Origin of the sequence: Halobacillus sp. K22 (assembly GCF_052246795.1) — a bacterium.
In the GTDB taxonomy this organism is placed as follows: domain Bacteria; phylum Bacillota; class Bacilli; order Bacillales; family Halobacillaceae; genus Halobacillus.
The window spans coordinates 17,531-42,726 of record NZ_JBQQCN010000030.1 but is presented as its reverse complement, the minus strand read 5'-3'; the positions used below and the strand labels follow the sequence as shown (position 1 = coordinate 42,726).

Genomic DNA, 25,196 nt, shown 5'->3' with positions numbered 1-25,196 from the left:
CCCGGGGATGTTTATGCTTAAATTTCTTCTTTTTCGAGGATTAGATAATTCATTTCTTTTTCTTCAATTTGGTTATAACGTTTATAGTTAAAGATATAGAAAACAATTCCGATCACGATCCATATGCATAGGGCAATATAAGATTCTTTGCCCAGTGAAGCTGGAGACCAGGGTAGAAGTAGTAACGCTAGGAATCCAATAGAGCTGAGCATTCCGATTAAGGAAAGGAGCTTCCTTCCTGGGGATACTACATCTGAATTGTTTTTAGCCGGCTGGTTCGAGGACCAGCGGTAAAATTTATAAGCGGTCGCTGTACAGAAAAAGTAAGCAATCGCTACTCCGGTGGAAGACATATCGACAACCCACAATAAAGCCTGGCGACCAAACCAAGGAGCAATCAGGCAAATAGCCATTGTAAATAAAATACCTACATACGGCGTGTGATATTTGGAATGCAGTTTACGAAAGGCATTTGGTAAAATGCGAGCCCGTCCCATGGCGAAAGTTAATCGGCTTGATGAAATGTAAAAGCCGTTTAATCCAGTAAAGATACCCATGGAAACAGCGATAGCGATAATCAATACACCAGCACGTCCAAGATAGCTTTCAATGGCGTCCCCTGTCCCCCACACCGATTGTTCTGCATTAATTTGAGCCAGTAAATCCTGCCAGGGCATGGTACTTGCCGTGATCAAGATCATGGCACTATAAGCGAGGCCAGCAGCGAGCAAGGACCAGATGATTAGTCCAAATGCTTTTTTAGGTTTAAAATCAAATTCTTCAGCTGCCTGGGGAATGTTATCGAAACCAACATAAGCAAATGGTGCAAGCGCTAAGATCGTTAAAATCGAAGCAATTGCTGTCTGATCCGGTTTAAATGCCGGAGTAATATTGCTGAACGATGGTCCATCCGTAAAGATTGCTCCGATACCTAACAATGTAATTCCTAATACCAATACCATACTAAAGATAAATTGTGTTTTCCCTGAAAAGCTGGCACCACGAATGTTCAAAACCGCAAATAAAATAAGTGCAATACTGGCAATAGCAATCTGGATGATCGATACTTCGTAACCAGCTACTACATACAAATTTCCTGTTCGTACAAAATCTGGAAAAAGAAACTTAGCAAGAAGAGCCAGGGCCGAAGCGTTTAAAGCTACTATACATAAGTACCCGAGTGTTAAGAACCATCCTGCTAAAAAGGCAAATGTTCTGCCAAACCCAATATAAGCATAAGCAAATTCTCCACCTGTTACTGGAAACTTTTCTATTAAGAAACCATAGCTTACTCCGATAATCATCATAAGGGCAGCGCCGAGCAGAATTCCGAGTACAACTCCTATAGGACCTGCTTGCCCGATCCAGTCTGTCGGTAATACAAAAGCTCCCCATCCTATGGCAGAGCCAAATGCAATCGCCCAAACCCAGTGGGGTTTTAAGGATCTTTCTAATTTTTTTCTTTCATGTTTAGCCATGTTGTAAGAAATCCTCCTAGTAAAATTGTCATGCGTTACCTATTTTATGAATTCATGAAGCATACTGCAAGGTAAAGCTGTACCTAAACGTATATTTACTTTCGAGGAGCGGCTTAAACCTTATTATTAGAGAGTAGTAGGAAAAATGAATTATTTCTGTATAAGTCCCCCGAATGAATAATTATCTATTCGAAACACTGTGGAGTGCGAGGCAGGTCATTGCGGGGGCATGAATAGTAAACATTTTATAAATAAAAACATAGAGGGAATGTACTGTTTCAGAAGCCATAGAAACTGGCATGTAAGGGAATTTGCAGATTAATCATCTTTGTCGGAATAACCTTTTTAGTGTTTAAAATTGTTAGGAATAGGCTAACAAATATTTAAAGAAATATGTATATCTGAGGAGCGGTTCTTGTGCTATAATCATCTAGAATTATTATGAGATAACAGTGACTCATTTATTCTTAAAAATATGGAAAAATTATTTCAGCTTATGTTGTTTGGGAGAGGACATAATAAACCTGAGGAGGGTCTTTATGGAGTATAAGGCCTTGTTATTCTGTTTTATTGCTTCGTTGTTAATAACACCTATCGTTAAAAAAATTGCTGTTGCTATTGGCGCGACGGATCAGCCGAATCATCGTAAAGTTCACAAAGTGGTTATGCCGAGGCTGGGTGGACTGGCTATTTATTTAAGCTTTGCCGGTGGACTTTTGTTTTTCTTTCCGGAAAGCCGTTATACATGGCCGGTATTTATTGGTGCCAGTATCATAATTGCTACCGGTGTTCTTGATGATTTAAGGGAGCTTTCTGCAAAAGTGAAGCTTGGAGGGCAACTTGCTGCAGCTATTGTCGTGGTTATAGGCGGTGTACAAGTAGAGTACATTAACCTCCCATTTGGTGGAGAAATGGAATTTGGATATTTAAGCATACCCATTACCATATTATGGATTGTGGGAATAACCAATGCGATTAACTTAATTGACGGGCTCGATGGATTAGCTGCAGGGGTATCAGCTATTGCTCTTCTAACGATCTCAGGTATGGCGATTACAATGGGAAATGTGTTTGTCGTATTTGCTGGATTTATGATGTTGGGAAGCACCATCGGATTCCTTATTTACAATTTCTATCCAGCCAAAATTTTTATGGGGGACACAGGAGCGCTGTTTCTTGGTTTTATGATCAGCGTGCTCTCTCTTCTAGGCTTTAAAAACGTAACCTTATTCTCTTTCATTATTCCTGTTATAATTCTCGGTGTACCAATTTCTGACACATTGTTTGCTATTGTCCGTAGAGTGATTCAACGGAAGCCTCTCTCGGCACCTGATAAATCACATCTTCATCATTGTCTAATAAATTTGGGATATAGTCATCCAGAAACGGTTTTGATGATTTATGCTGTTAGTGCGCTGTTTAGTCTGGCGGCTGTTATCTTTTCTCAGGCAACCATGTTTGGAGCCATGTTCGTAATGGCTGCCCTTATCTTGATGATTGAGTTAATCGTCGAGATGACTGGATTGATCGGGAAAGATTATAAACCAATCCTCAACATGATTCGTGATTATCGTACACGACGGTAATTAGAGAGCTCTACAGGGAAGGAACACCTTCTCTTTAGAGCTCTTTTTAGTACCTAAATAGAGGTTTTTGACGAAATATTTCCGAGGAAATATTTCGTCAAAAACCAACAAAGAACCTGCTTTATCGAAAAGCAGGTTCTTACATAGAATTATCTTCATCTTCATTTTCTTCAGCGAAAGTATTAGAGTTTTGATTTTTCTGGGAAGGTAAGTTTAAATGAGTTTGTAACTGGTCTTTTGCAGATGCCAGGCTTTCTTCTTTTACCTGGTAATACCAAACTCCGTCCACTTTTCCACCTTCACCATTTAGTTGCATTTTGTCAAAACGCAACCCTTGTTTATCAAGGAAGTAGTCCTTAAAGGAAATCATTTCTTCGAATGTTAAATTCGTTTTCAAATTCTCATTGATGGAGTCTAGAATGGAGCCGAAGTTATTAAGTGAGCTTGTGGTCATCGTTTGGCGTGCAATCTCCTGAATTAATTCCATTTGCCGCTTTCCGCGTGCCAAATCGCTGTCATATTTTCTTGTCCTGGCAAGTGCCAGTGCTTCCTCACCATTCAACTTTTGATAACCTTCTTTCAATTCAATGGCTCCATCTTTATCTGCACTGTTTTGTTCAGTGATATCAAATGGGACGTTATAGGTGATGCCGCCGATGGAGTTGACGACTTCAATAAATGAATTAAAATTGAGCCTTACATAATAATCTACAGGAAGATCAAACATTTTTTCCACAGTTTCTACTGTGGCATCGATTCCTCCAAAGGCATGTGCATGAGTGATTTTGTCTTTATAGCCGATTTCAGGAATGTACGTATAAGAGTCTCTAGGGATGCTCACCATTTTAATGGATTTATCTTGATCATTAAAGGTTGCAAGTACGAGTGCATCAGATAGAGCATTACGATTGCCGCCGGAAGATCTTTTTTCACTATAATCAATTCCAACAAATAATACTGAAATGTCATCTTGCTCGGGGTCCACTTCGCTTCGCCGCTTTTCGGATTTCCCGCCTCGATCAAGCTCTTGATGGGATTCCGTGGCCGTCTGCTTGACTTTATCGGTTAAATAGATGGCATAACCGGCGGCTGCACCAATACTGATTAACAGAATAAAGCTCACAACGCTTAAGGCAATTTTTAATTTTTTGCGTTTCATAAAGGGGTCAAGCTCCTTCGCTAGGTTTGACATCAAATTCTACATAAGATGAATCCCCTCGGGTTAGTTGAGCTTGATTACTGGTTAAATTAGTTATCCAGCTTTCAAAAGCTTCTTCCTGCCCACTTTCTACATATATTATTAATTCCACATTTTCCATGTAATTAATCGTTTCAAGCGTATAGGAAGAGTTGCGTACTTCATTTTCTAATTTTCCAAGCAGGTGATAAGCTACGCTCACGTGCATAGATTTCATAAGTTGGCGTTGAACAATACCTGTTTTTTCAATTGCTTGAGAAACAGTACCGGAATATGCGCGAATTAATCCGCCTGCCCCGAGTTTCGTGCCCCCGAAGTAGCGCGTGACCACGACAGCCGTATCTTTTAACCCTTTTCGCTTTAATACTTCGAGCATAGGAACACCGGCGGTACCACTTGGTTCCCCGTCATCATTTGCTTTTTGTATTAAGTCGTGTTCGCCAATCATATAAGCTGAGCAGTTGTGGTTCGCATCATTATGTTTCTTTTTAATCTCCTGAATAAATGATTGGGCTTTTTCCTCCGTTTCGCAGCGTCGCACATATCCAATGAAACGGGATTTCTGTATGGTCACTTCTTCAGATCCCTCGAGCTTTACGGTATAATAATTTTCTAACATAATGTCATAAACCTCCTAAAGACTTAATTATATAGCTGGGGGCATGATTCAGCAAATGGTAGGTTGTTTTATCAAAAAAGGAAAAATAAAAGTAACTTTATAATTAAACACCCCCATAAAACGGCTTAGGCCTAACGAATGAGTGTGTGAATATTGATGGAGGGACAAGGATGAGCGAAAAGAAATTTGGGGACAAAGCACTTGACCATATCATTCATGAAATGGTGGATACTGTCACCAATAGTAAAGATGAAATTTTTCAGATTGGTGAAGAATCCCGAAATGAGTATGAACAATTGGATAAAGAGCTGAAGGAAACAAAAAGAGAGGTTTGTTCTCTTATTGATGAGGGAGACAAGCTAGAGCAGAAAGTACGCTTCTCCCGAATGCGCTTGTCGGAAGTGAGTAAACAATTCCAGAAATATTCAGAAGATGAAATTCGCAAAGTTTACGAACAAACTCACGGGTTACAGATGGACTTGTCCATGAAACGTGAGAAGGAAAAGCAGCTCCGCAACCGGCGTGACGATCTGGAAAGGCGCTTACGGAATTTGGATGAAACAATTGGCCGTGCCGAAGCGCTTGGAGGAAAAATATCGGTGGTGCTTAACTATTTGACTGAAGATTTCAAACACGTCACCGATGCGCTTGAGGATGCGAAGGAGAAGCAGCAATTCGGTCTTCAGATTATTGAAGCTCAAGAAGAGGAACGAAGACGGTTATCCAGAGAAATCCATGATGGACCTGCCCAGATGCTTGCGAATGTAATGCTTCGTTCGGACCTCGTTGATCGGATTTACCGGGAAAGAGGCATCGATGAAGCTATGAAAGAAATGAGAAGTGTTCGAACCATGGTTCGCTCCGCACTTTACGAAGTCCGCCGTATCATTTATGATCTTCGTCCTATGGCGCTTGATGATCTAGGGTTAATTCCTACGCTGAAAAAGTATCTAGCCACGGTAGAGGATTATAATGATTTGGAAATTTCATTCACATTATTCGGTGAAGAACGCCGTTTTGAATCTAAGTTCGAAGTTGCATTATTCCGATTGATTCAGGAGGCGGTCCAAAATGCGGTCAAACATGCCAGTGCTTCCGTAATCCAAGTAAAGACGGAGTTAAAAGCGGGTGCAGCCATGATCATCGTAAAAGATGATGGAAAAGGTTTTGATCCTAAATCAAAGAAAGATAAATCATTTGGCTTAGTTGGTATGCGTGAGCGTGTTGATATGCTGGATGGGGATCTAAACATCGATTCAAGCCCCGGAGAGGGGACCATTGTCACGATTCATATTCCAATAAATAGTTAATTACAGGAATAACTATGTAAAATGGCGTGAATCGTTTATAATAGAAAATAGGATTAGGGTACAACGATATAGAAATAAAAAGAGACAAAAAGAGACAAAAAAGATTAAAAAGACCTATAGGTTAGGGATGCTGAAAAAATCCAGTGGATGTAAAGGAAATAGGAGGAAAAGATCATGACGACACGAATAGTCCTGATTGATGACCATAAATTATTCCGTGAAGGTGTAAAGAGAATTTTAGACTTCGAAACAAGCTTTGAAGTTGTGGCAGAGGGAGACGACGGTAGTTCAGCTCTTCAGCTGATTGATGATTACATGCCGGATGTGGTCCTGATGGATATTAATATGCCGAGTATGAATGGAGTCGAAGCTACGGCAGAGATTACCAAGAAATATCCGGACTTAAAAGTCATTATTTTATCTATTCATGATGATGAAAACTACGTTACTCACGCGCTTAAAACCGGAGCGCAGGGATATTTGCTAAAAGAAATGGACTCAGATGCGTTGATTGAAGCAATTAAAGTTGTTGGGGAAGGCGGATCTTATCTGCACCCTAAAGTGACGCATAATCTTGTGGCTGAATATCGCCGCCTCTCCGAAAACAAGGGGAGCAGTGCTTATCGCACGATAGAATACCGCAAACCGCTGCATCTGCTTACGCGTCGAGAATGCGAAGTGCTACAGCTGCTGGCTGACGGAAATAGCAACCGTGGAGTTGCTGAATCCCTTTATATCAGTGAAAAAACCGTAAAGAACCACGTGAGCAATATCTTACAGAAGATGAACGTGAACGACCGTACTCAAGCGGTTGTAACAGCAATTAAAAATGGCTGGGTGGAAGTTATCTAATCATACATTAATATTTAAAAGCTGCGGGCTCCGGCCGGCAGCTTTTTCTACTATAAAAAGATGAAAACAGGAAGCTCAGGTCCTCCAGATGCTGGGTGATATAATCTCCCTGTTTCTACCCATTCAACTATTAGGTTATTTCTACTTTATTGGTGCAATTGAGCGGTGGTTCATGTAAAATAACAGTTAAATACTATGAGAGTGAATGATAGAAAATACATAGTGGACAAGGAGTTGGATCACATGAAAACAGCGGTTCTTACAGATAGTACGGCTTATCTCAAGAGAGAAACCCGCAGAGCCAACGACATACATATGATACCGTTGAACGTGATTTTTGGTCATGAATCCTATCAGGAAGAGATGGATATAAATGCGGATGATTTTTACGACATGGTGAAAGAAGGCGGTGAACTGCCAAAGACCTCCCAGCCTTCGACCGGCTTAATGACGGAGAAGCTGGAGGAGCTAGCCCGTGATTACGATGCCGTAGTAGCCATTCATCTTTCAAGCGGCATTAGTGGAACCTATCAGGGAATGAGAGCAGCTGGTGATATGGTAGACGGGATTGATGTTCATGTGTTTGATTCTGAAATCAGCTGTCTCATGCAGGGTTTTTATGCGCTTGAAGCAGCCGAGCTTGCTAATAATGGAGAGACACCTGAGCAGATCCTTTACCGCCTTGAGGTTATGAAGCAATCAATGAAAGCGTACTTTATGGTGAACGATCTCACGCATCTTCATCGCGGAGGTCGTTTGAACGGGGCTCAGGCATTTGTAGGAAGTCTGTTGCAAGTGAAGCCAGTCCTCCATTTTGTGGATACTAAAATTGTGCCTTTTGAAAAAATCCGCACCAGAAAGAAAGCCCTTAAACGCATCTTAACTTTGTTTGAAGAGTCTATTGAAGAAGGCGGAACTTACAAAGCCTGTATTATTCATGCTAATCGTTTGGACGAAGCAAAACAGATTAAGCAGGAAATTGAACAGCAGTTTGAAAACGTAAATATCGAAGTCAGCTATTTCGGTCCAGTAATCGGGACTCACCTCGGAGAGGGAGCAATCGGACTTGGCTGGTACCGTCAAGTCTGAGGTAGAGCCTGTTTGTGAGACTCAAGCAGGCTCTACTTTTATTTTAGGAAGGTGAAAGAATGCTGCAAACGCTGCGAACTTATTTTTCTGCTGATTTTGACTGGATCCCTGATTTAGAAACTCCTCATAACTATCCTCAACTTGCCGGTAAACTCCTGCTTCGTGATGAAGTTCCTCTTAACGATACTAATCTTATGTCTGCCCTGTCAGAAAACGTATTAACCAAAATCCCTGCTCTGGAACATCACTTCTGGGGCTTCTGCTGCCGGCGGTGCGGAAATAAAGAACAGCACCTATTTGCTAACATGCCCCATGCTGCCTGCGAAAATGATTGTATTTACTGCCGTTCCTGTATTCAAATGGGGCGGACAACGGATTGTGAGCCTTTGTATTTCGGCAGCCCAAACGTGAAGTGGCCGCGGGTGGAAAACCCTTGCGCCTGGAAAGGGGAATTAACTTTTTCCCAGCAAAAAGCTGCTGATGAAATAAGAGATTTGGTTCAGCTTGGAAAAGGGGAAAAACTGATCTGGGCGGTCTGCGGTGCAGGGAAAACCGAAATGCTGTTCCCGGGGCTTGCTGAAGCTTTCTCCTCGGGCAAGCGGGTATGTCTTGCGACTCCTCGAACTGACGTCGTACGCGAATTGCTGCCTCGCCTGAAAGCGGCCTTTCCAAATGTTGAGATGGAAGCATTATATGGAGACAGTCCCGATAAAAAGGGAGCGGCACAGTTTCTTATTGCTACCACCCACCAGCTCCTTCGTTTTGCCCATGCTTTTGATGTAATGATTATTGATGAGATAGATGCGTTTCCTTTCCACCAGGATCCTGCACTCCACTATGCTTCAAAGCGTGCGGCTAAAATAGAATCCTCTCTCATTTACCTCACCGCAACCCCTAGAAAAGCCCAGCATAAACGTATTCGAAACAAAACACTCCCGGTTGTTTTCATTCCGAAGCGTTTCCATGGTTATCCGCTGCCTGTCCCCAAACTTAATTTGACCCCTAGTCTTTACCGCCATTTAAAACGTGGAAAAATCCCGCCAAGCTTGCTTGAAAAAATTAAAATGCAACAACAATCTCACCGTCAGCTGCTTATTTTTGTGCCATCGGTCAAACAGGCTGATTTGCTAGCTGAATATTTGAGCCAGTGGAAGCTGAAAGTGGCTTCCGTCCATGCGGAGGATCCTAAACGAGCTGAAAAAGTCATCGATTTTCGAAACAAGCAGTACCCGATTCTTGTTACTACGACCATTTTAGAGCGGGGTGTGACGTTTCCTTCTGTAGATGTATATGTGGTGGATGCGGGACATTCAGTGTTTGATGAAGCTGCCCTTGTTCAAATTGCAGGAAGGGCGGGAAGAAGCCCTGATGATCCTTATGGAGAGGTCATCTTTTTTCATGCTGGAAAAACGAATACGCTTCTAAATGCTCGTGAGTCGGTTGTAAAAATGAATCGGTTAGGAGAGAAGCTGTGAGGTGTCTAATCTGTCACGAAGAAATCTTCCCTAGAATAACTTGGGACAACTTTTGGCGAATACCAGAAAAGGAAGTATTATGTTCCGAGTGTAAATATCAATTCCTATCTCTTAAACCGGGCTGTGAACTCTGTTTTCGAGTAGGTCAAAACGGAGTATGTGAAGACTGTAAATGGTGGGAATGGAATCATCCAGGGCTGCTAACTAAAAATATTTCTGTGTTCCAATACAATGAATTTGCTAAAGATTTCGTAGCTCGCTGGAAATATCGAGGGGATTATATACTATTGGAAGCATTGCAACGGCATGTCGTGGAACAATTTAATAGAATGAAGAATTCGGACTGCATTATTGCCCCAATTCCATTAAGTGAAGAACGTACTGTTGAGCGTGGTTTTAACCAGTCTGAAGCTGTCATTCAATTGCTAAATCAAACGCCCTGCCATCTGCTAGAAAGAAAAAATACAGAAAAGCAATCAAAAAAAGGAAGATACGCACGCATTACATCCGATAATCCATTTAAGCTGATAGAATCTGTGCGTCAACCTGTGATCCTGGTAGATGATATTTACACAACAGGAACTACTGTCAGACACGCGGCATCACTTTTAAAACAGGGAGGATGCCCGGAGGTCATTTCGTTTACTATTTTTCGGTAAATTAGTCCTAAGAACCTTTGACTTCGATGTTCAATGCTGATATATGTAATAGATATCATATGGGAGGCGACGTTATGGGGGATCTAGCTAATTGTCCACGTTGTATTGCCAACTTCATAGCAGGAACGGCTGCCGTTTGTAGCCAATGCAGAAGCAAAGAGGAGCAGGGTTTCCAAAAGGTTTATGCATTTATGCGTAAAAAGCACGAATGGCTGCAGAGGAAGAAATTCAAGCTGTTACGGGAGTTTCTGAAAGACAAATTAGGGAATTCGTAAAACAAAAGCGGTTACACCCGGCTCAGTTTCTGAATATAAGCTACTTATGTGAGAAGTGCGAAAGACCTATTCAAACCGGACGTTTCTGCGAACCGTGCATTCAAGAAATATCTAAGGATTTGAAGCGTCACACAAGCAATAAGGAGCTTGATAGTAAAGAAAAGCTTAATGAAAATAGGACTTACTACTCTGTGAAAAATAAATAATAAGATGTATTTAAATAGTGAGTCATTCAGACGATATTATAAGAAACCATCGTTACTATTCACGAAATGAGGTGAGCGGAATGAGAATCAATGGACCGAACCATTCGAATTTCAACCCTTATACAAAACAAGTAAACAAACCAGCTGAAGTGAAAAATCAGGTAAAACCTCAGGATAAAGTCGAAATTTCCAATCAGGCGAAACAAATGCAAAGCTCAGAAAAAGCAGATCCTGTCCGTCAAAAGATGATTGAAGAACTTAAAATCAAATTAGAGTCCGGAAATTATCAGGCCGATCCGAAAACAACGGCAAAGAACATGCTGAACTTCTGGTCGAACAAAAGCTAAAGGAGAATGGCATTGACGTTAAAACCAGTCATCCAGTGCATGGACCAATTGAAACAATTGCATGAAAGTCTGCTAATTTTATCCCGGAAGAAAACGGAGGCCCTGAAAACGAATAACACAACTGATTTACAGCAGATGCTAACTCAGGAAAGAAAACACGTGCAGGCCATAAATAAGGTGGAAAAGCAGCGCGGTGATGCAGCTGTTTCCTGGTTCGAGGCGCAGGGCCTCTCTACATACGACCCCACTATTTCCAATATGATTAATAACCTTGAAGGAGATTCACAGGTCCAGCTTCAGGACATTTATGAAGAGATGGTTCTTGTGCTTTCAAGTCTCAAGCAGCAAGAGCAGCTGAACGCCGAGCTCACGAAGCAGTCGCTGCAGTTTATTAACCTTTCGTTAAATATGCTTCAGCCATCACTTGAAAGTGTCAATTATGCAGGCAGGACAACTGCTTCAAACAGGAACAAACCGAAACGATCCACCTTTGATTCAAAAGCCTAATGCAGAGGAGAATTCACATGGTATCCACCTTCCATGGACTTGAAGTAGCCAAAAGAGGGCTCTTCACCCAGCAGTCCGCTCTTTACACCACTGGTCATAATATATCGAATGCTAATACAGAGGGCTACACGCGGCAACGTGTTAATTTTGAACAAACCGGTCCTTACCCGGCTGCCTCTAGAAACCGAGCAGAGATCCCTGGGCAGATGGGGATGGGAGTGCAGGCCCAAAGTATTGAACGGGTCCGCACGCAGTTTCTAGATGATCAGTTCCGCTCAGGAAACAACCGGGCGGGGTACTATAGGGTAATGGGGAGTTCCATGGAACGAATGGAAGAATTGATGAATGAACCAACGGAGAATGGCTTGGCAAAAACAATGGACCGTTTCTGGCAGTCGCTTCAGGATCTATCGGTTAATCCTGAAGACGCTGGAGCCCGTTCCGTCGTCAGGCAGCGAGGAAAGGCAGTAGCAGAGACTTTCAATTATTTATCCAATACCATCAACACGATGCAGACTGATATAAAAAATGAAGTAAACGTAACTACAAAAGAAATCAATTCACTAGCTTCTCAAATCAATAATGTAAATAAACAGATTGCTGAAATAGAGCCGCATGGCTATGTAGCGAACGATCTGTACGATGAACGGGACCGATTGATCGATCAACTGTCAGAGCATGTAAATATTGAAGTGTCCTATGAGGAGCCGCCTTCCTCTGCCAGTCCCCTGGCAATGGGGAAAGCATCAATCAATTTAATGAATGGAAGCGGCCAGCCACTATCCCCGATGTCGCAGCTGCTTGACGGCACAAGCAACTCAGTCAACCGAATGTCAGTTTCTTATGCGTCTGCAAGTACTGATCTGGTTCAGTCTATTCAAGTTGGAACAACGTCTTACAACCCAGAAGAATTTACCTCACCCGGCAAGCTGAAAGGTCTGATAGAAGCTGGAGGTTACGAAGCTGAATCTGGAATCAAGCGGGGTTTTTATGAAGGTATGCTAGGTGATCTTGACCAGATGGCTACGGCTTTTGCGACTGAATTTAATGCCGTCCAAACGAGCGGAGACAGTCTAAATTCAATAAAGACGGGTAACACGCCGCCTGCGTTTTTTTCTTTTGGAGGAACCACTTTAAATATAGAAGGTATTCGTGAAGGATTAGCTGGTTCGATAGATTTAACGAACGAAATAAAAATGGATAAAGACCATATTGCTGCTGCTAGCAGTGCCGAATCGCTAGCGGGGAACGGAGATAATGCGCTTGCTCTTGCAGAGGTTCAAAATAATAACCTTCAGCTGTTAGGCGGAGACACGTCTTTAAACAGTTTTTATGAATCAATGATTGGAGGTATGGGTGTCGAGTCTCAGGAAATTCAAAGGATGGCGGGAAATTCTAATACACTGAGGCAATCAGTCGAGGAACAGCGTCAGTCGATCAGTTCAGTTTCTTTGGATGAGGAAATGACAAATATGGTGAAATTCCAGCATGCATATAACGCAGCGGCTCGAAACATCACCGTGGTGGACGAGATGATTGATCGTGTTATTAATCAAATGGGGCGAGTAGGAAGGTAGGGACAAATCGTGCGTGTGACACAAAGTATGCTTTCAAGCAATATGCTTCGTAATCTAAGTCAAAGCTATGGACAGATGGGTAAATACCAGGAGCAGCTCACGACAGGTAAAAAAATTACTAAGCCTTCTGATGACCCTGTGGTTGCGATGAAGGGCATCAATTACCGATCTCAGCTCACAGAAGTCCAGCAGTACAAAAGAAATATCGGAGAGGTTCATAACTGGATGGATAGCAGTGATTCCTCTCTAGATAAAGCCACCAAGGCTATGCAGCGGGTTCGGGAATTAACTGTTCAGGCAAGCAATGGTACATATGACACCGAGCAAAAAGAAAATATCTCAAAGGAAATCCGCCAATTGAAAGGTCACATGGCAGATATAGCAAACACCAAAGTGAACGATAAGTACATATTTAACGGAGCCGATACGACGGAGGAGCCCGTGGATGCTGATAACTTCACGGTCAATAGTGGGATGAGTAAAGTCGAGATCGGCGTATCGGAAGGTGTAAGGATTCAAGCGAACGTAAATGCTCAGCCTGTTTTCGACCAGGGGCTTTTTGACGATCTTGAAGCTTTTGCAGCTGATTTAAAAACTGGCTCAAATGAGCTGGATGATTATATCGCCGTCTTTGATGAAAAAATTAATCAGATTGTTAATGAACGTGCCGATCTCGGTGCCCGAATGAATCGGATCGATCTGATTGAAGACCGTGTGGAAAGTCAGGAAGTTACGGCGAGTAAGATGATGTCTGATAATGAGGATGCGGATATTGAAGAAGTCATAACTAATCTAAAAACCCAGGAAAGTATTCACCGCGCGGCACTCGGTGTTGGTTCTCGAATTATTCAACCTACGCTAATGGACTTTCTAAGGTGAAATAGGCCCCACTTATTGTGGGGTCGTTTAATGTCAGGTCTAATTTGATTATAGTGGAGGTGCTGAATGTCGATTTCTAAGCTGCAAATTCAAACCACACAAGCTCGCCTTGGCATTATAAGTAACCTAGCTGCCCAAACTATCCGCCAGTATAAGGCTGAGCGGACGATTGAACAGCCAGAAGCGGAGGTAAGTATTCAGCAGCGTCCTGGGAAGTTGACGATAAATCAAACGAAGGCGTGGAATAATATTGGCTTAAAGAGTATCTTTTCTAAGACAGAGGAAACAGCTTCCAAGGCACAGCAAATTTGGATGGATGGGATCTCAAGAACTGCGCGGGAAGGGATGAACTCATGTGAATTGAAAATAAAGGTGATCCAATTGCCTCTCACGCTGAGCAGATTGCGCAGTTCGATTTTTCTATGGTTCCTGAAGGACGCCCGGCTTATGAACTGGTTGATATTCAATATGATCCTGCTTCTGCCTCTATTACTATTGAATCCAACCCTCCAAGGATTCAAACTATTAAGCGAGCTCCCGAATTGTCCTATCGACCTGGAAAAGTAGAAGTGAATTTAGAACAGCAGGCTGATATACAAATTGATTGGAAAGTTTAAAAAAAGGATGGATAAGCATGAAGATCTCAACGAAACACTTTGGTCAAGTAGAAGTGGACGAAACCAAGCTTTTGAAATTCCACAATGGACTGCCAGGGTTTGAAATGTATAAAACATACGCACTTATTCCTGTTGACGAATCAGCCATTTATTTTGCCCTGCAGTCGGTAGAGGCAGCGGGATTGGCTTTAATTATTTCAAGTCCTTACATATTTTTTAAAGAGTACACCTTTGACGTAGATGAAAATACGAAGCAGGAGCTTGGATTGACCAGTCCGGACGACGTACTTGTCTATAATGTACTTACCCTGCGTGAACCTTTTAAAGAATCAACGATGAACTTGCAGGCTCCTGTGATTATCAACCTGAAAAACAGAAAATCAAAGCAACTGATTCTTAACGACCAGAGTTATCGAGCTAGACACCCTTTGGTTAATGGTCAGGAAGGCGGTGGCAGCCTTGTTAATCCTTAATCGTAAAGAAGGAGAATCGATCCGTATTGGTGATGATGTGGAGATCAAAATTGTTTCGATAGAAGGCGGACAAGTGAAGGTCGGTATTGAAGCCCCTCGGAATGTGGCCATCCATCGGCAGGAAATCTATGCGTCCATTCAGGAAGAGAACACCGAAGCGGCTACGTTATCGAAGAATCTATTAGATATGCTGAAAAATGAAAATAATAATTAATTAAGTAGAAAATTCAAAACTTACCTGGTCTTTCGGGGGAGGCACTTGCATCAGGTGTTTTCCTTTTAAGGATTGTTAGTTTGATGAAGGATTAGGCCCTATACAAAATGTAAACTTCGGACATTAGTATTTCTATCAGACCAAGGAAATTCGTCCTATTAATAGTAAACTAGTAAAATCCCATTCTTCCTAGATGGGATTTTGCTGTTTTCACTTCATCTCTGAATAAGAATTACCGATATTATAAGAAACCAATCCAGGAGTTGCTGAAGCTGGATTTACGTAACCGTTCGACCCACCCTAACTTCTGCAGAATTCTACTTTCAAGCGTAGCAAGCACATCTGTTCAGAAGACCGATATATAAATAATCCTTAAAGACAAATAAATACATGAATTACAAAAAAGGATACTAGTGACCCAAACAATGAATAAGTAAAAAAACACTTCAAACTCTCTTCCGTTTTCAATGTCATGAAAAAAGCATTAAGAATTCTATGGCACAGTAGTAATTAGCGATAAGAGTGAATGAATGAAAGAGAGAAAATGCTCGACTTTTATGCGGGTAGGACATAATCTCGTGGAGTATTAGAGGCTCACAAACTATAAGTAGGTGAACATATGAGTGATATGAGAATCGGCGGACTCGCTTCGGGTATGGATACGGATAAGATCATTAGTGATCTCATGCGTGCGGAGAAGCAGCCTTTAAACAAAATGGAACAGGATAAAAAGTGGTTGACCTGGCAGCGGGATGCCTATCGAGATGTTAATAAAATGTTGAATGAATTGGATACTCTGGCTTTTGATATGAGGCTTGAACGAACATTTAACTCGAAAAGTGTAACGTCCTCCAGTCCAGCTGTGTCAGCTACTGCCAACTCCTCTGCAGGCGCTGGTGATTATACGCTTAGTGTCGAAAAAACAGCAACCGCAGCTTATAACTATAGCGAGAGTCCAATTAGTAAAGTGGGAGCATCATTTGATCCTGATGCAAGACTGAGTACCCAGCAAGGAAACTTGAAAAATAAGCTTAGTTTAGGCAAGTCTTTTTCCATAACCACTTATAATGAAGATGGGACTAAAAAAGAAGAGACGTTTGAAGTAACAGGAGACAAATCTCTTAACAGTATCCTCTCGGAGATTAATGATTCAGATCTAGGTGTAAGGGCTTTTTACGATAAAAGTGCGGACAAAGTCATGATCGAGAGAACAAAAACAGGTAATTTTAACCCTGATGATAGCGGGGATTTTCTTGGAGCAGAAATTGGATTTAATGGTTCGGATGAGTTCCTGTCTACAACTCTTGGGATTAAAAATGGAGATAACTCGACCGGCACCTGGAAGAAAGCAGAACGTGGGGGCTCAGAAGCAGAGTTTACTTACAACAATGGGCTGAAAATTAAATCACACTCGAATAATTACACCTTAAATGGTGTGAATTTTACATTTAATGATGTAACTGATGGAAACATCAAAGTGAACGTGACAAATGATGTTAATCAAGCTATTGATAAGATCGTTGAATTCGTTGATAAATACAACAAAATCATTGAAGAAATGAATGGTAAAACAGAGGAAAAGAAATACAGGGAATTTCCTCCGCTTACAGATAAGCAAAAAGAAGACATGGAAGAAAAAGAGATTGAACTTTGGAACGAAAAAGCAAAAAGCGGGTTACTTAGAAGTGATTCTGTTATAGAAAATGGTTTAAGCAGCCTGCGCACGAATTGGTACACGCCTGTCAATAACAATGGAGATTTTCAAATGATGTCTGAAATTGGTATTACCACTTCTTCCAATTATCGAGACGGTGGAAAACTATCCATTAATGAAGATGAGCTTCGCAAGGCTCTAAGTACTAATCCGGAATCCGTACATAAGCTTTTTTCCGGTACAGAGGAAAACCCGGGCGTTGCCAGGCGCATTGAAAACAGTATCGAAACGACGATATCGTCCATTGAAAGAAAAGCCGGTAAATCCACAGCCTTAGATAATAACTTTTTATTGGGGCGCCGTATCAAAGACATGGACGAGCAAATGGAACGATTTGAGGATCGACTGACTCAGATTGAAGACCGCTACTGGGCGCAGTTCGGTGCGATGGAATCCGCAATTCAGAAAATGAATTCACAGTCCGCCTATTTAATGCAAAACTTTGGTTGATTTATAAAAAGGAGTGACAGCTAAATGTCGATTCAGACCTATCAAAATAATTCAGTAGAAACTGCTTCTCCGGGAGAGCTTACACTAATGCTCTACAATGGATGCTTAAAATTTATTAAGTCAGCTAAAAAAGCGATTGAAAATAAAGAAATAGAAAAGAAAAACACGAATATTCAAAAGGCGCAAAACATCATCCGTGAACTGATGGTAACTATGGATCAAGATTATGAGGTTGCGAAAGAAATCATGTCCCTCTACGATTATATGAACCTTCGTTTAATGGAAGCTAATATTAATAATGATTTGGAAATTCTCGAGGAAGTTCAAGGACTTACCGAAGAATTCCGAGATACGTGGAAAGAAGTGATCCTGCAGACAAGAAAAAGTGTTCATCAGGTTCAAGGCGGCCGAGCATAGTGGACGTTTGGGAACACTTTTATGATCTCACTACACAGTTAGAAGAAAAAGTTCATCAAACCTTCACAGAAAGAAATCGATCTGAAATGGTTGCGCATGTGGAGAAACTTTTAGCTGAAAGAGACGCTCTCCTACTAAAACTTCCTCAACCTGAAAATGAAGCAGAACGGGCATTGATAGATGACGTATTACAGAAGGATCTCAAGATCAATCAGAAGCTTGAGTTTCTTTTTGATGGTCTAAAACGGGAGCTTCGCAATATGAAAAAGCAGAAGTCTTCCAAACAAAGATATACAAATCCCTACCAAAGTGTGTCGACTTATGATGGAATGTATGTAGACCATAAAAAGTAGCAGGTGATTTTTTTGTCAGAACTAACCGTCGAACAGCATCAATTGTTATATGAATACGATCAATTATTAAATACCCTAAGTGATGCATTGGAATACCTAGAGAACAATATTCAAGAAGAAACGTCTCCAGAAGCCCAGCAAGTATTTCAAGATGTTCTGCTAGCCCTGGATAAAGCAAGTACTATTCATGAACAAATGGTTTCACTATTTAACGAAGACATAAAGCTGATTACGTTGATTGGTGACTTCCACGATATCGTGAAACTTTTGCAGCAATGGTTTGAGTTTGAAACGAATGAGGATAAACGACTATTGCTTGTAGAGAAAGTAGTACCGGCTTTCGAAAGCTGGAGAAGCCAGATGCAGTCATATGTGAAGCCTTATATCGTGCATTAAGCACCAAGTTCTTCCAGGGAATTTCTACTTGGGTTGATTCGCTAAGAAAGCGGGGCATCCTAAGCTTCCGCATTCCCAGACAAAATTCAACCTGAAAAAGTGAACTTAAACCAGTCTCACAGCTTTTCCAACATTTACCGACATAAAAAGGACAAAATTTTTAGATAGTTTATGCAGGAAAGGCTCAGGGTATGATAGAATATATATCACATAAGGATGAAAGGAGGACACTTCTTATGCTACAATATACCATTCGTGGTGAGAACCTAGAAGTGACAGATTCTATTAAGGATTATGTGGAGAAAAAGGTGGGCAAACTGGAGCGCTACTTTGATAATCCACCATCTTCTGAGGTTCACGTAAACTTAAGTGTCTATAATGATGAGCAGACAATCGAGGTCACAATCCCAATGAAGAACCTGCTTCTTCGAGCGGAGGAACACAATACAGATTTATATGCTGCCATCGACCTTGTGGTTGATAAATTGGAACGTCAAATTCGTAAGCATAAAACGAAGGTAAACCGTAAGTTCCGCCAGGAAGGTGCTCCAAAACACGTATTTGCAGAACTGGAGCGAGAAGCCCAGCAAGAGCAGATAAAAGAAGAAGAAGCAAGCGATTTTGATATTCAAATTGTGAAAACGAAACGCTTTGACCTGAAACCAATGGATAGTGAAGAAGCTGCCCTGCAAATGGACATGCTTGGTCATAACTTCTACGTATTTACAAATGCAAACACTGACGAAACGAACATTGTATATAAACGCCGTGACGGACGTTATGGCTTGATTGAAACTTAAGATAAAACGAGAGAGCACCCCTGTTCAGCAGGGGTGCTTATTTAATGGCTTAAAAATTTAAATTTCCTCACGTATTATGACCTGTTTATAAGTTTTTCTCCGAATAAACTATGGTTATCTACTCATATATAGTTCCAAATTATTAAATTTGAGCATTAGCGTCGCTCGATTCTTCATGGTATAAAAAGAATATCAACTTACCCTTCAGGAGGAAACCCAATGAAATCTACTTTTTCTTGTCATGATTGCGATTTTTTATATCAGCGTCTGAGACAGCAAGAAGAAACGATTGCTCAACTTGTTGATATCATCGGTGCAACCAACCGTCGTGTCCACGAATTAAATCAGCGTCAGCTTGGTGTTGAACATCAGTTTATCCGGGAGCAACGCCCTGCTTTTACGACGTCTTCCTAATTTATAACTACCGGCTTTGCAGTAGACGCAAAACCCTCCTCAAAACGTTCATCATGGGTTATGTACTTTATTGTCAGTCTGCTTCTCTTAGTGTTATGATAATAAATGGATTAAACTAACCAACCGAAGATTCGAAACCAATAGAGGAGCGGTTGCAATGCTAGGAACTTTAAAGAAAATATTTGGCGATGGTAATTCTCGTCAACTAAAGCGTCTTGATAAAACCGCCGAGGAGATCGATGCTTTAGAAGCTGAATATGAAGCTTTATCTGACGATGAACTTCGTCAGAAAACCGATGAATTTAAAGAAAGATACCAAAATGGTGAAAAATTAGATGATTTATTAGTAGAAGCCTTCGCTGTCGTTCGTGAAGGTTCCAAGCGTGTGCTCGGTATGCGTCCATTTAAAGTACAGCTGGACGGTGCCATTGCGTTGCACGAAGGGAATATAGCTGAAATGAAAACAGGTGAAGGTAAAACACTGGCTTCTACCATGCCTGCCTATTTGAACGCTCTCACAGGAAAAGGTGTTCATATTATTACGGTCAATGATTACCTGGCGAGCCGTGATGCTAAAGAGATGGGAGAGCTTTTCAATTTCTTAGGATTAACAGTAGGATTAAATTTAAATGGGATGTCCAAAGACGAAAAGCGCGAAGCTTATCTTGCAGATATTACTTATGGTACGAACAATGAGTTCGGTTTCGATTATCTGCGTGACAACATGGTGCTATATAAAGAGCAGATGGTGCAGCGTCCGCTTCACTTTGCCATCATTGATGAGGTAGATTCGATTCTTATTGATGAAGCGCGTACCCCGTTAATTATTTCAGGTACGGCTTCCAAATCAGCTGATCTTTATCAATCTGCAAACTCTTTCGTGCGTTTACTGGAGCATGAAGAGGACTTTACGTACGATGAGAAAACAAAAAATGTTCAGCTGACAGAAGAAGGAATCAATAAGGCCGAGCGCTTTTTCAAGATCGAAAATTTATTTGATCTTTCTAACGTCTCTTTAATCCACCATATAAATCAGGCTTTAAAAGCTCACACCTCTATGCACAGGGACACGGATTATGTGGTTGATGAAGGAGAAGTAGTCATTGTTGACCAATTTACTGGACGTCTTATGAAAGGACGCCGATACAGTGATGGTCTTCATCAGGCAATCGAAGCAAAAGAAGGCCTTGAGATTCAGAATGAAAGCATGACACTCGCATCTATCACATTCCAGAATTTGTTCCGTATGTACGAGAAGCTTTCCGGAATGACAGGTACGGCGAAGACAGAGGAAGAGGAATTCCTGAATATTTACAACATGCGCGTTATTGTAATTCCGACAAACCGTGAAATTATCCGTGATGATAAAGCAGACCTTGTTTATAAAACATCAGACGGTAAATTTAAAGCGGTTGTGGAAGATATTAAAGAGCGTCATGAAAATGGACAACCTGTTCTTGTAGGTACGGTAGCTGTGGAAACCTCAGAAATTATTTCCCGTTATCTGAAAAAAGCTGGCGTTCCGCACAACGTTCTGAACGCCAAAAATCACTTCCGTGAGGCGGAAATCATTGAGAATGCCGGCCAAAGAGGCGCCGTTACGATTGCTACCAACATGGCCGGTCGTGGTACTGACATAAAACTTGGAGATGGAGTAGTAGAAGCGGGTGGTCTTGCTGTTATTGGTACAGAGCGTCACGAATCCCGCCGAATCGACAATCAGCTGCGAGGTCGTTCTGGACGTCAAGGTGACCCTGGTATGTCTCAGTTTTATCTGGCTACGGATGACGAATTGATGCGGAGGTTCGCATCTGACAATATTCGAAGCATGATGGACCGTCTAGGTATGGATGATTCACAGCCCATCGAAAGTAAAATGATTTCCCGCGCTGTAGAATCAGCACAAAAACGTGTAGAGGGTAACAACTTTGATGCTCGTAAAACGATCCTTTCCTACGATGATGTGCTTCGCCAGCAGCGTGAAGTAATTTATAAACAGCGTTATGATGTGCTTACATCTGAGAATCTGCGTTCAATCATTGAACAAATGATTGAGCGTACTGTGGAGCAGAATGTACAAGTTCATACTAGTGAGGAAGAGGATGAAAACTGGGAGCTTGAAGCAATCGTTGAATATATGCGCGCCAACCTTCTTGAAGAAGGCGACGTTACCGTTCAGGATCTGAAAGGTAAGGATCCTGAAGAAATGAAAGAACTGATTCTTGAAAAGGTTAAAATGCGTTACGATGAAAAAGAGGAAGAGCTAACGGAAGATCAAATGCGTGAATTCGAAAAAGTAATTCTTCTTCGAACTGTTGACCAGAAGTGGATGGATCACATCGATCAGATGGACCAGCTACGACAGGGGATTCACCTTCGTGCATACGGTCAAAATGACCCGCTTCGTGAATACCAATTTGAAGGTTTCAGCATGTTCGAAACGATGGTTGCAAATATTGAGGAAGAAGTTGCCCGTTACGTAATGAAAGCTCAAATCCGTAATAACTTGCAGCGTCAGGAAGTCGCTCAGGGAGCAAAAGCTGTCTCAAGCGATGGAGAAGAAAGTAAAGAGAGTAAAAAACGCACGCCGTATGTGAAAGCAGATAATGTGGGGCGGAATGACCCATGTCCTTGCGGAAGCGGTAAAAAATACAAGAACTGTCACGGAAAATAAGGAAGTAAGGCACTCTCGTTATGGGAGTGTCTTCCCTTGTCTAAGAACCGAGCAAAAATAAACAAGTTTTAAGCAAGCAGATATTAATAGGAGTGATTATTATGGATATGGCAGACGTACGCCATGAGTTAAACAATACAGCTGAACGACTAGCTGACTTCAGGGGGTCTCTTTGACATTGATCAAAGGAAAACCCGTATTGCTGAATTAGAAGAAGAAATGACAGAGCCGGGATTTTGGGATGATCAAAAAACGGCGCAAAAAGTTATAGATGAAGTAAATGGATTGAAAAATCTCGTTCATACCCTGGAAGAACATGAGGAAACTCATGAAAACCTTGAAGTTTCCTATGAACTAGTCAAAGAAGAAGATGATGAAGATCTTAGAGAAGATTTAGTTGAGCAGGTACAGCAATTAAAAAAAGATCTGGATCAGTTTGAACTGAACATTCTTCTAAGCGAGCCTTATGATAAAAATAATGCGATTCTTGAACTCCACCCGGGCGCAGGTGGGACTGAATCTCAGGATTGGGCAAGCATGCTGCTCCGCATGTACACCCGTTGGGCAGATAGAAAAGGTTTTTCCGTACAGACCATGGATTACCTGCCGGGCGATGAAGCTGGAGTTAAAAGTGTAACCTTGCTGATCAAAGGTCATAACGCTTACGGTTATCTAAAGGCTGAAAAAGGCGTACATCGCCTGGTACGGATCTCCCCGTTTGACTCATCCGGACGCCGTCACACATCTTTTGCATCCTGCGAAGTGATGCCTGAGTTCAATGATGAAATTGATATTGATATCAATACAGAAGACTTGAAGATCGACACCTACCGTTCCAGCGGTGCGGGCGGGCAGCATGTGAATACCACTGATTCTGCAGTAAGGATTACACACCAGCCGACAAATACGGTCGTTACGTGTCAATCCGAACGTTCCCAAATAAAAAACCGTGAACAGGCTATGAAAATGTTAAAAGCCAAACTCTATCAGCTCGAGATCGAACGTCAACAACAGGAATTGGACGAGATTCGGGGCGAACAGAAGGAAATCGGCTGGGGAAGCCAGATTCGTTCTTATGTCTTCCACCCTTACTCCATGGTGAAGGATCATCGCACCAATATGGAAGTTGGAAATACACAAGGCGTTATGGACGGCGACCTTGATAAATTTATTAACTCATTCTTACGGTCCAAAATGGATGCATCTTAAAAGGAGGAGCCTTTATTAAAGGGCTCTTTTTTTGCTTTGTTAAATTTTGTAGTTAATTTCTCATCAAAGGCTTATTACGCTATAGGGCCGGAGTGTTGAAGACTCAGTTACGAGATAACTCGTGTCCGTTATGTTAGTTGGCAAAGGGCTGGTGGGTAAATAACTCGCTTTCCTATGGCCCTGCACGACGCAGGGTCGGAAAGAGAAATCGTCCCCCGAAGGACTTTTCTCATAACCAATATTTCGAAATCAAGTCTTACACAAACGGGAGCTTATCGATAAAATACTGAAACTAAACAGAGCTTTTTTAGACGGAAAATCTTGGCCGTACGAACTACCTTTTTATAAGAATGTTTGCTATGATGAAGATAGGTAACACATTTAAAAGGCGGTGGACAAACAGTGAAAGTGAAAAAAGCAATTATTCCTGCAGCAGGTCTGGGGACCAGGTTCCTCCCTGCTACAAAAGCGATGCCTAAAGAAATGCTTCCTGTTGTAGATAAGCCGACAATTCAGTACATTGTGGAAGAAGCGATCGAGTCAGGGATTGAGGACATCATTATCGTAACTGGAAAAGGCAAACGATCCATTGAGGACCACTTTGACCACGCATTTGAACTGGAAGAAAACCTGTATAAAAAAGGGAAGATTGATTTGCTTGAAAAAGTAAAACAGTCTGCACATGTGGATATTCATTATATTCGGCAAAAAGAACCCAAGGGACTTGGTCATGCCATTTGGTGTGCGCGTAAGTTTATTGGTGACGATCCTTTCGCGGTTCTCCTTGGAGACGATATCGTCCGCTCGGATGAACCGTGCTTGAAACAGTTGATGGATCAATTTGAAGAAACCCATTCTTCGGTTATCGGGGTGAAAAAGGTACCGCACGATGAGACAAACCGGTATGGAATCATTGCGCCAAAGAACCAGGAGGGCCGACGCTATCAGGTGGAGCATTTTGTGGAAAAGCCTTCCGTCGAAGAAGCCCCCTCTGACCTTGCTATTATCGGGCGGTATGTATTCACGCCTGAAATTATGGACATGCTTGAAACACAGGATATTGGAGCAGGCGGGGAAATTCAGCTTACCGATGCTATTGAGCGTCTGAATTTGGAACAGCCAGTGTACGGTTATGAATTTAAAGGCGATCGTTACGATGTTGGGGATCAGCTTGGATTTATTAAGACGACCCTAGCTCTAGCAATGGAGCGCGAAGACATGCGTGATGACGTTTATGAGTTGGTTGAAAATATCGTCAAACAGCAGAAATCCTTCCACGGATAGCGAAACGTGCGGGAGCCGGCAGGCTTTCCGCTTTTTTTAATTTATAATCTCTTCCTTTACCGTATTAATACGTTATTTCAGTCTCATTTACAGTAAGTCGCGGCAGTGATATACTCCATAAGGT

Annotated in this window: 26 protein-coding genes and 1 pseudogene; 24 read left to right on the top strand and 3 right to left on the bottom strand. The window is 41.8% G+C overall.

The window, feature by feature from the left end:
• Nucleotides 1-17: 17 nt before the first annotated feature.
• On the bottom strand, nucleotides 18-1,478 hold the full coding sequence (locus tag ACTWPM_RS17795; protein WP_443134334.1) for an APC family permease: 1,461 nt from the start codon (nucleotides 1,476-1,478) through the stop codon (nucleotides 18-20).
• Nucleotides 1,479-2,017: 539 nt separating this feature from the next.
• On the opposite strand from ACTWPM_RS17795, the gene ACTWPM_RS17790 reads away from it, so the two are divergent.
• Nucleotides 2,018-3,064: a glycosyltransferase family 4 protein gene (locus tag ACTWPM_RS17790; protein ID WP_443134333.1), complete on the top strand. Its 1,047-nt coding sequence runs from the start codon at nucleotides 2,018-2,020 to the stop codon at nucleotides 3,062-3,064.
• A gap of 139 nt (nucleotides 3,065-3,203) precedes the next feature.
• On the opposite strand, the gene ACTWPM_RS17785 is transcribed toward ACTWPM_RS17790, so the two are convergent.
• Nucleotides 3,204-4,223, bottom strand: a complete 1,020-nt coding sequence (locus ACTWPM_RS17785) for an LCP family protein (RefSeq protein ID WP_443134332.1) — start codon at nucleotides 4,221-4,223, stop codon at nucleotides 3,204-3,206.
• Nucleotides 4,224-4,230: 7 nt separating this feature from the next.
• Complete coding sequence (locus ACTWPM_RS17780) at nucleotides 4,231-4,881, bottom strand: YigZ family protein (RefSeq protein WP_443134331.1); 651 nt, start codon at nucleotides 4,879-4,881, stop codon at nucleotides 4,231-4,233.
• Nucleotides 4,882-5,051: 170 nt separating this feature from the next.
• Between ACTWPM_RS17780 and ACTWPM_RS17775 the strand changes: the two genes are divergently transcribed.
• The 23 genes and pseudogenes from ACTWPM_RS17775 to galU all read left to right on the top strand — a co-directional run bounded on the left by ACTWPM_RS17775 (nucleotide 5,052) and on the right by galU (nucleotide 25,072).
• Nucleotides 5,052-6,191 carry a sensor histidine kinase gene (locus ACTWPM_RS17775; RefSeq protein WP_443134330.1) on the top strand — a complete coding sequence of 380 codons (1,140 nt, stop codon included), beginning with the start codon at nucleotides 5,052-5,054 and terminating at the stop codon, nucleotides 6,189-6,191.
• A 174-nt stretch (nucleotides 6,192-6,365) separates the two neighbouring features.
• Nucleotides 6,366-7,043 carry a response regulator gene (locus ACTWPM_RS17770; protein WP_014644321.1) on the top strand — a complete coding sequence of 226 codons (678 nt, stop codon included), beginning with the start codon at nucleotides 6,366-6,368 and terminating at the stop codon, nucleotides 7,041-7,043.
• A gap of 243 nt (nucleotides 7,044-7,286) precedes the next feature.
• Nucleotides 7,287-8,132: a DegV family protein gene (locus ACTWPM_RS17765; RefSeq protein WP_443134329.1), complete on the top strand. Its 846-nt coding sequence runs from the start codon at nucleotides 7,287-7,289 to the stop codon at nucleotides 8,130-8,132.
• Between the two features lie 59 nt (nucleotides 8,133-8,191).
• Complete coding sequence (locus ACTWPM_RS17760) at nucleotides 8,192-9,607, top strand: DEAD/DEAH box helicase (protein ID WP_443134328.1); 1,416 nt, start codon at nucleotides 8,192-8,194, stop codon at nucleotides 9,605-9,607.
• Nucleotides 9,604-10,266 carry a ComF family protein gene (locus ACTWPM_RS17755; RefSeq protein WP_443134327.1) on the top strand — a complete coding sequence of 221 codons (663 nt, stop codon included), beginning with the start codon at nucleotides 9,604-9,606 and terminating at the stop codon, nucleotides 10,264-10,266. Before ACTWPM_RS17760 ends, ACTWPM_RS17755 begins: the two co-directional genes overlap by 4 nt.
• A gap of 74 nt (nucleotides 10,267-10,340) precedes the next feature.
• Entirely contained in the window at nucleotides 10,341-10,541 is a 201-nt protein-coding gene (locus ACTWPM_RS17750) for a hypothetical protein (protein WP_443134326.1), read from the top strand.
• Between the two features lie 286 nt (nucleotides 10,542-10,827).
• Nucleotides 10,828-11,094: a flagellar biosynthesis anti-sigma factor FlgM gene (gene flgM, locus ACTWPM_RS17745; protein ID WP_443134325.1), complete on the top strand. Its 267-nt coding sequence runs from the start codon at nucleotides 10,828-10,830 to the stop codon at nucleotides 11,092-11,094.
• Between the two features lie 12 nt (nucleotides 11,095-11,106).
• Nucleotides 11,107-11,601 carry a flagellar protein FlgN gene (locus ACTWPM_RS17740; RefSeq protein ID WP_443134324.1) on the top strand — a complete coding sequence of 165 codons (495 nt, stop codon included), beginning with the start codon at nucleotides 11,107-11,109 and terminating at the stop codon, nucleotides 11,599-11,601.
• A 17-nt stretch (nucleotides 11,602-11,618) separates the two neighbouring features.
• Nucleotides 11,619-13,178 (top strand): flagellar hook-associated protein FlgK, encoded by a 1,560-nt coding sequence (gene flgK / locus ACTWPM_RS17735; protein WP_443134323.1) that lies wholly within the window; start codon nucleotides 11,619-11,621, stop codon nucleotides 13,176-13,178.
• A 9-nt stretch (nucleotides 13,179-13,187) separates the two neighbouring features.
• Nucleotides 13,188-14,057 carry a flagellar hook-associated protein FlgL gene (gene flgL, locus ACTWPM_RS17730; protein WP_443134322.1) on the top strand — a complete coding sequence of 290 codons (870 nt, stop codon included), beginning with the start codon at nucleotides 13,188-13,190 and terminating at the stop codon, nucleotides 14,055-14,057.
• A 66-nt stretch (nucleotides 14,058-14,123) separates the two neighbouring features.
• A pseudogene (locus tag ACTWPM_RS17725) lies at nucleotides 14,124-14,345 on the top strand (DUF6470 family protein); the annotation flags it as partial.
• Between the two features lie 71 nt (nucleotides 14,346-14,416).
• On the top strand, nucleotides 14,417-14,674 hold the full coding sequence (locus tag ACTWPM_RS17720) for a DUF6470 family protein (RefSeq protein ID WP_443134342.1): 258 nt from the start codon (nucleotides 14,417-14,419) through the stop codon (nucleotides 14,672-14,674).
• A 17-nt stretch (nucleotides 14,675-14,691) separates the two neighbouring features.
• Nucleotides 14,692-15,147 carry a flagellar assembly protein FliW gene (fliW, locus tag ACTWPM_RS17715; protein WP_443134321.1) on the top strand — a complete coding sequence of 152 codons (456 nt, stop codon included), beginning with the start codon at nucleotides 14,692-14,694 and terminating at the stop codon, nucleotides 15,145-15,147.
• Complete coding sequence (gene csrA / locus ACTWPM_RS17710; RefSeq protein WP_443134320.1) at nucleotides 15,134-15,361, top strand: carbon storage regulator CsrA; 228 nt, start codon at nucleotides 15,134-15,136, stop codon at nucleotides 15,359-15,361. The genes fliW and csrA overlap by 14 nt, the downstream gene beginning before the upstream one ends.
• A gap of 619 nt (nucleotides 15,362-15,980) precedes the next feature.
• A complete protein-coding gene (locus tag ACTWPM_RS17705) occupies nucleotides 15,981-17,525 on the top strand; it encodes a flagellar hook-associated protein 2 (RefSeq protein WP_443134319.1) in 1,545 nt (514 codons plus the stop codon).
• 24 nt (nucleotides 17,526-17,549) lie between these two features.
• Nucleotides 17,550-17,942 carry a flagellar export chaperone FliS gene (gene fliS / locus ACTWPM_RS17700; protein WP_443134318.1) on the top strand — a complete coding sequence of 131 codons (393 nt, stop codon included), beginning with the start codon at nucleotides 17,550-17,552 and terminating at the stop codon, nucleotides 17,940-17,942.
• Nucleotides 17,942-18,295, top strand: a complete 354-nt coding sequence (locus ACTWPM_RS17695; protein WP_443134317.1) for a flagellar protein FliT — start codon at nucleotides 17,942-17,944, stop codon at nucleotides 18,293-18,295. The genes fliS and ACTWPM_RS17695 overlap by 1 nt, the downstream gene beginning before the upstream one ends.
• Nucleotides 18,296-18,307: 12 nt before the next feature.
• The gene (locus tag ACTWPM_RS17690) at nucleotides 18,308-18,691 is read left to right on the top strand and encodes a hypothetical protein (protein WP_443134316.1); all 384 of its coding nucleotides are present in this window, start codon (nucleotides 18,308-18,310) and stop codon (nucleotides 18,689-18,691) included.
• 236 nt (nucleotides 18,692-18,927) lie between these two features.
• Nucleotides 18,928-19,491 (top strand): ribosome hibernation-promoting factor, HPF/YfiA family, encoded by a 564-nt coding sequence (gene hpf, locus ACTWPM_RS17685; protein WP_443134315.1) that lies wholly within the window; start codon nucleotides 18,928-18,930, stop codon nucleotides 19,489-19,491.
• A gap of 219 nt (nucleotides 19,492-19,710) precedes the next feature.
• Nucleotides 19,711-19,905 (top strand): hypothetical protein, encoded by a 195-nt coding sequence (locus tag ACTWPM_RS17680; protein WP_443134314.1) that lies wholly within the window; start codon nucleotides 19,711-19,713, stop codon nucleotides 19,903-19,905.
• Between the two features lie 157 nt (nucleotides 19,906-20,062).
• A complete protein-coding gene (secA, locus tag ACTWPM_RS17675) occupies nucleotides 20,063-22,579 on the top strand; it encodes a preprotein translocase subunit SecA (RefSeq protein ID WP_443134313.1) in 2,517 nt (838 codons plus the stop codon).
• Between the two features lie 101 nt (nucleotides 22,580-22,680).
• Nucleotides 22,681-23,788, top strand: a protein-coding gene (prfB, locus tag ACTWPM_RS17670) for a peptide chain release factor 2 (RefSeq protein WP_443134312.1) whose coding sequence is annotated in 2 segments (ribosomal slippage) — nucleotides 22,681-22,752 and nucleotides 22,754-23,788 — 1,107 coding nt in all. Because the reading frame shifts where the segments join, the coding sequence is not laid out codon by codon here.
• Between the two features lie 402 nt (nucleotides 23,789-24,190).
• Entirely contained in the window at nucleotides 24,191-25,072 is an 882-nt protein-coding gene (gene galU / locus ACTWPM_RS17665; RefSeq protein ID WP_443134311.1) for a UTP--glucose-1-phosphate uridylyltransferase GalU, read from the top strand.
• Nucleotides 25,073-25,196 lie beyond the last annotated feature (124 nt).

Bases quoted from the DNA above. Each gene is read 5' to 3' on its own strand.
- ACTWPM_RS17795 (WP_443134334.1), bottom strand. From the start codon at position 1,478: ATGGCTAAACATGAAAGAAAAAAATTAGAAAGATCCTTAAAACCCCAC.
- ACTWPM_RS17790 (WP_443134333.1), top strand. From the start codon at position 2,018: ATGGAGTATAAGGCCTTGTTATTCTGTTTTATTGCTTCGTTGTTAATA.
- ACTWPM_RS17785 (WP_443134332.1), bottom strand. From the start codon at position 4,223: ATGAAACGCAAAAAATTAAAAATTGCCTTAAGCGTTGTGAGCTTTATT.
- ACTWPM_RS17780 (WP_443134331.1), bottom strand. From the start codon at position 4,881: ATGTTAGAAAATTATTATACCGTAAAGCTCGAGGGATCTGAAGAAGTG.
- ACTWPM_RS17775 (WP_443134330.1), top strand. From the start codon at position 5,052: ATGAGCGAAAAGAAATTTGGGGACAAAGCACTTGACCATATCATTCAT.
- ACTWPM_RS17770 (WP_014644321.1), top strand. From the start codon at position 6,366: ATGACGACACGAATAGTCCTGATTGATGACCATAAATTATTCCGTGAA.
- ACTWPM_RS17765 (WP_443134329.1), top strand. From the start codon at position 7,287: ATGAAAACAGCGGTTCTTACAGATAGTACGGCTTATCTCAAGAGAGAA.
- ACTWPM_RS17760 (WP_443134328.1), top strand. From the start codon at position 8,192: ATGCTGCAAACGCTGCGAACTTATTTTTCTGCTGATTTTGACTGGATC.
- ACTWPM_RS17750 (WP_443134326.1), top strand. From the start codon at position 10,341: ATGGGGGATCTAGCTAATTGTCCACGTTGTATTGCCAACTTCATAGCA.
- flgM (WP_443134325.1), top strand. From the start codon at position 10,828: ATGAGAATCAATGGACCGAACCATTCGAATTTCAACCCTTATACAAAA.
- flgK (WP_443134323.1), top strand. From the start codon at position 11,619: ATGGTATCCACCTTCCATGGACTTGAAGTAGCCAAAAGAGGGCTCTTC.
- fliW (WP_443134321.1), top strand. From the start codon at position 14,692: ATGAAGATCTCAACGAAACACTTTGGTCAAGTAGAAGTGGACGAAACC.
- ACTWPM_RS17705 (WP_443134319.1), top strand. From the start codon at position 15,981: ATGAGTGATATGAGAATCGGCGGACTCGCTTCGGGTATGGATACGGAT.
- fliS (WP_443134318.1), top strand. From the start codon at position 17,550: ATGTCGATTCAGACCTATCAAAATAATTCAGTAGAAACTGCTTCTCCG.
- hpf (WP_443134315.1), top strand. From the start codon at position 18,928: ATGCTACAATATACCATTCGTGGTGAGAACCTAGAAGTGACAGATTCT.
- ACTWPM_RS17680 (WP_443134314.1), top strand. From the start codon at position 19,711: ATGAAATCTACTTTTTCTTGTCATGATTGCGATTTTTTATATCAGCGT.
- secA (WP_443134313.1), top strand. From the start codon at position 20,063: ATGCTAGGAACTTTAAAGAAAATATTTGGCGATGGTAATTCTCGTCAA.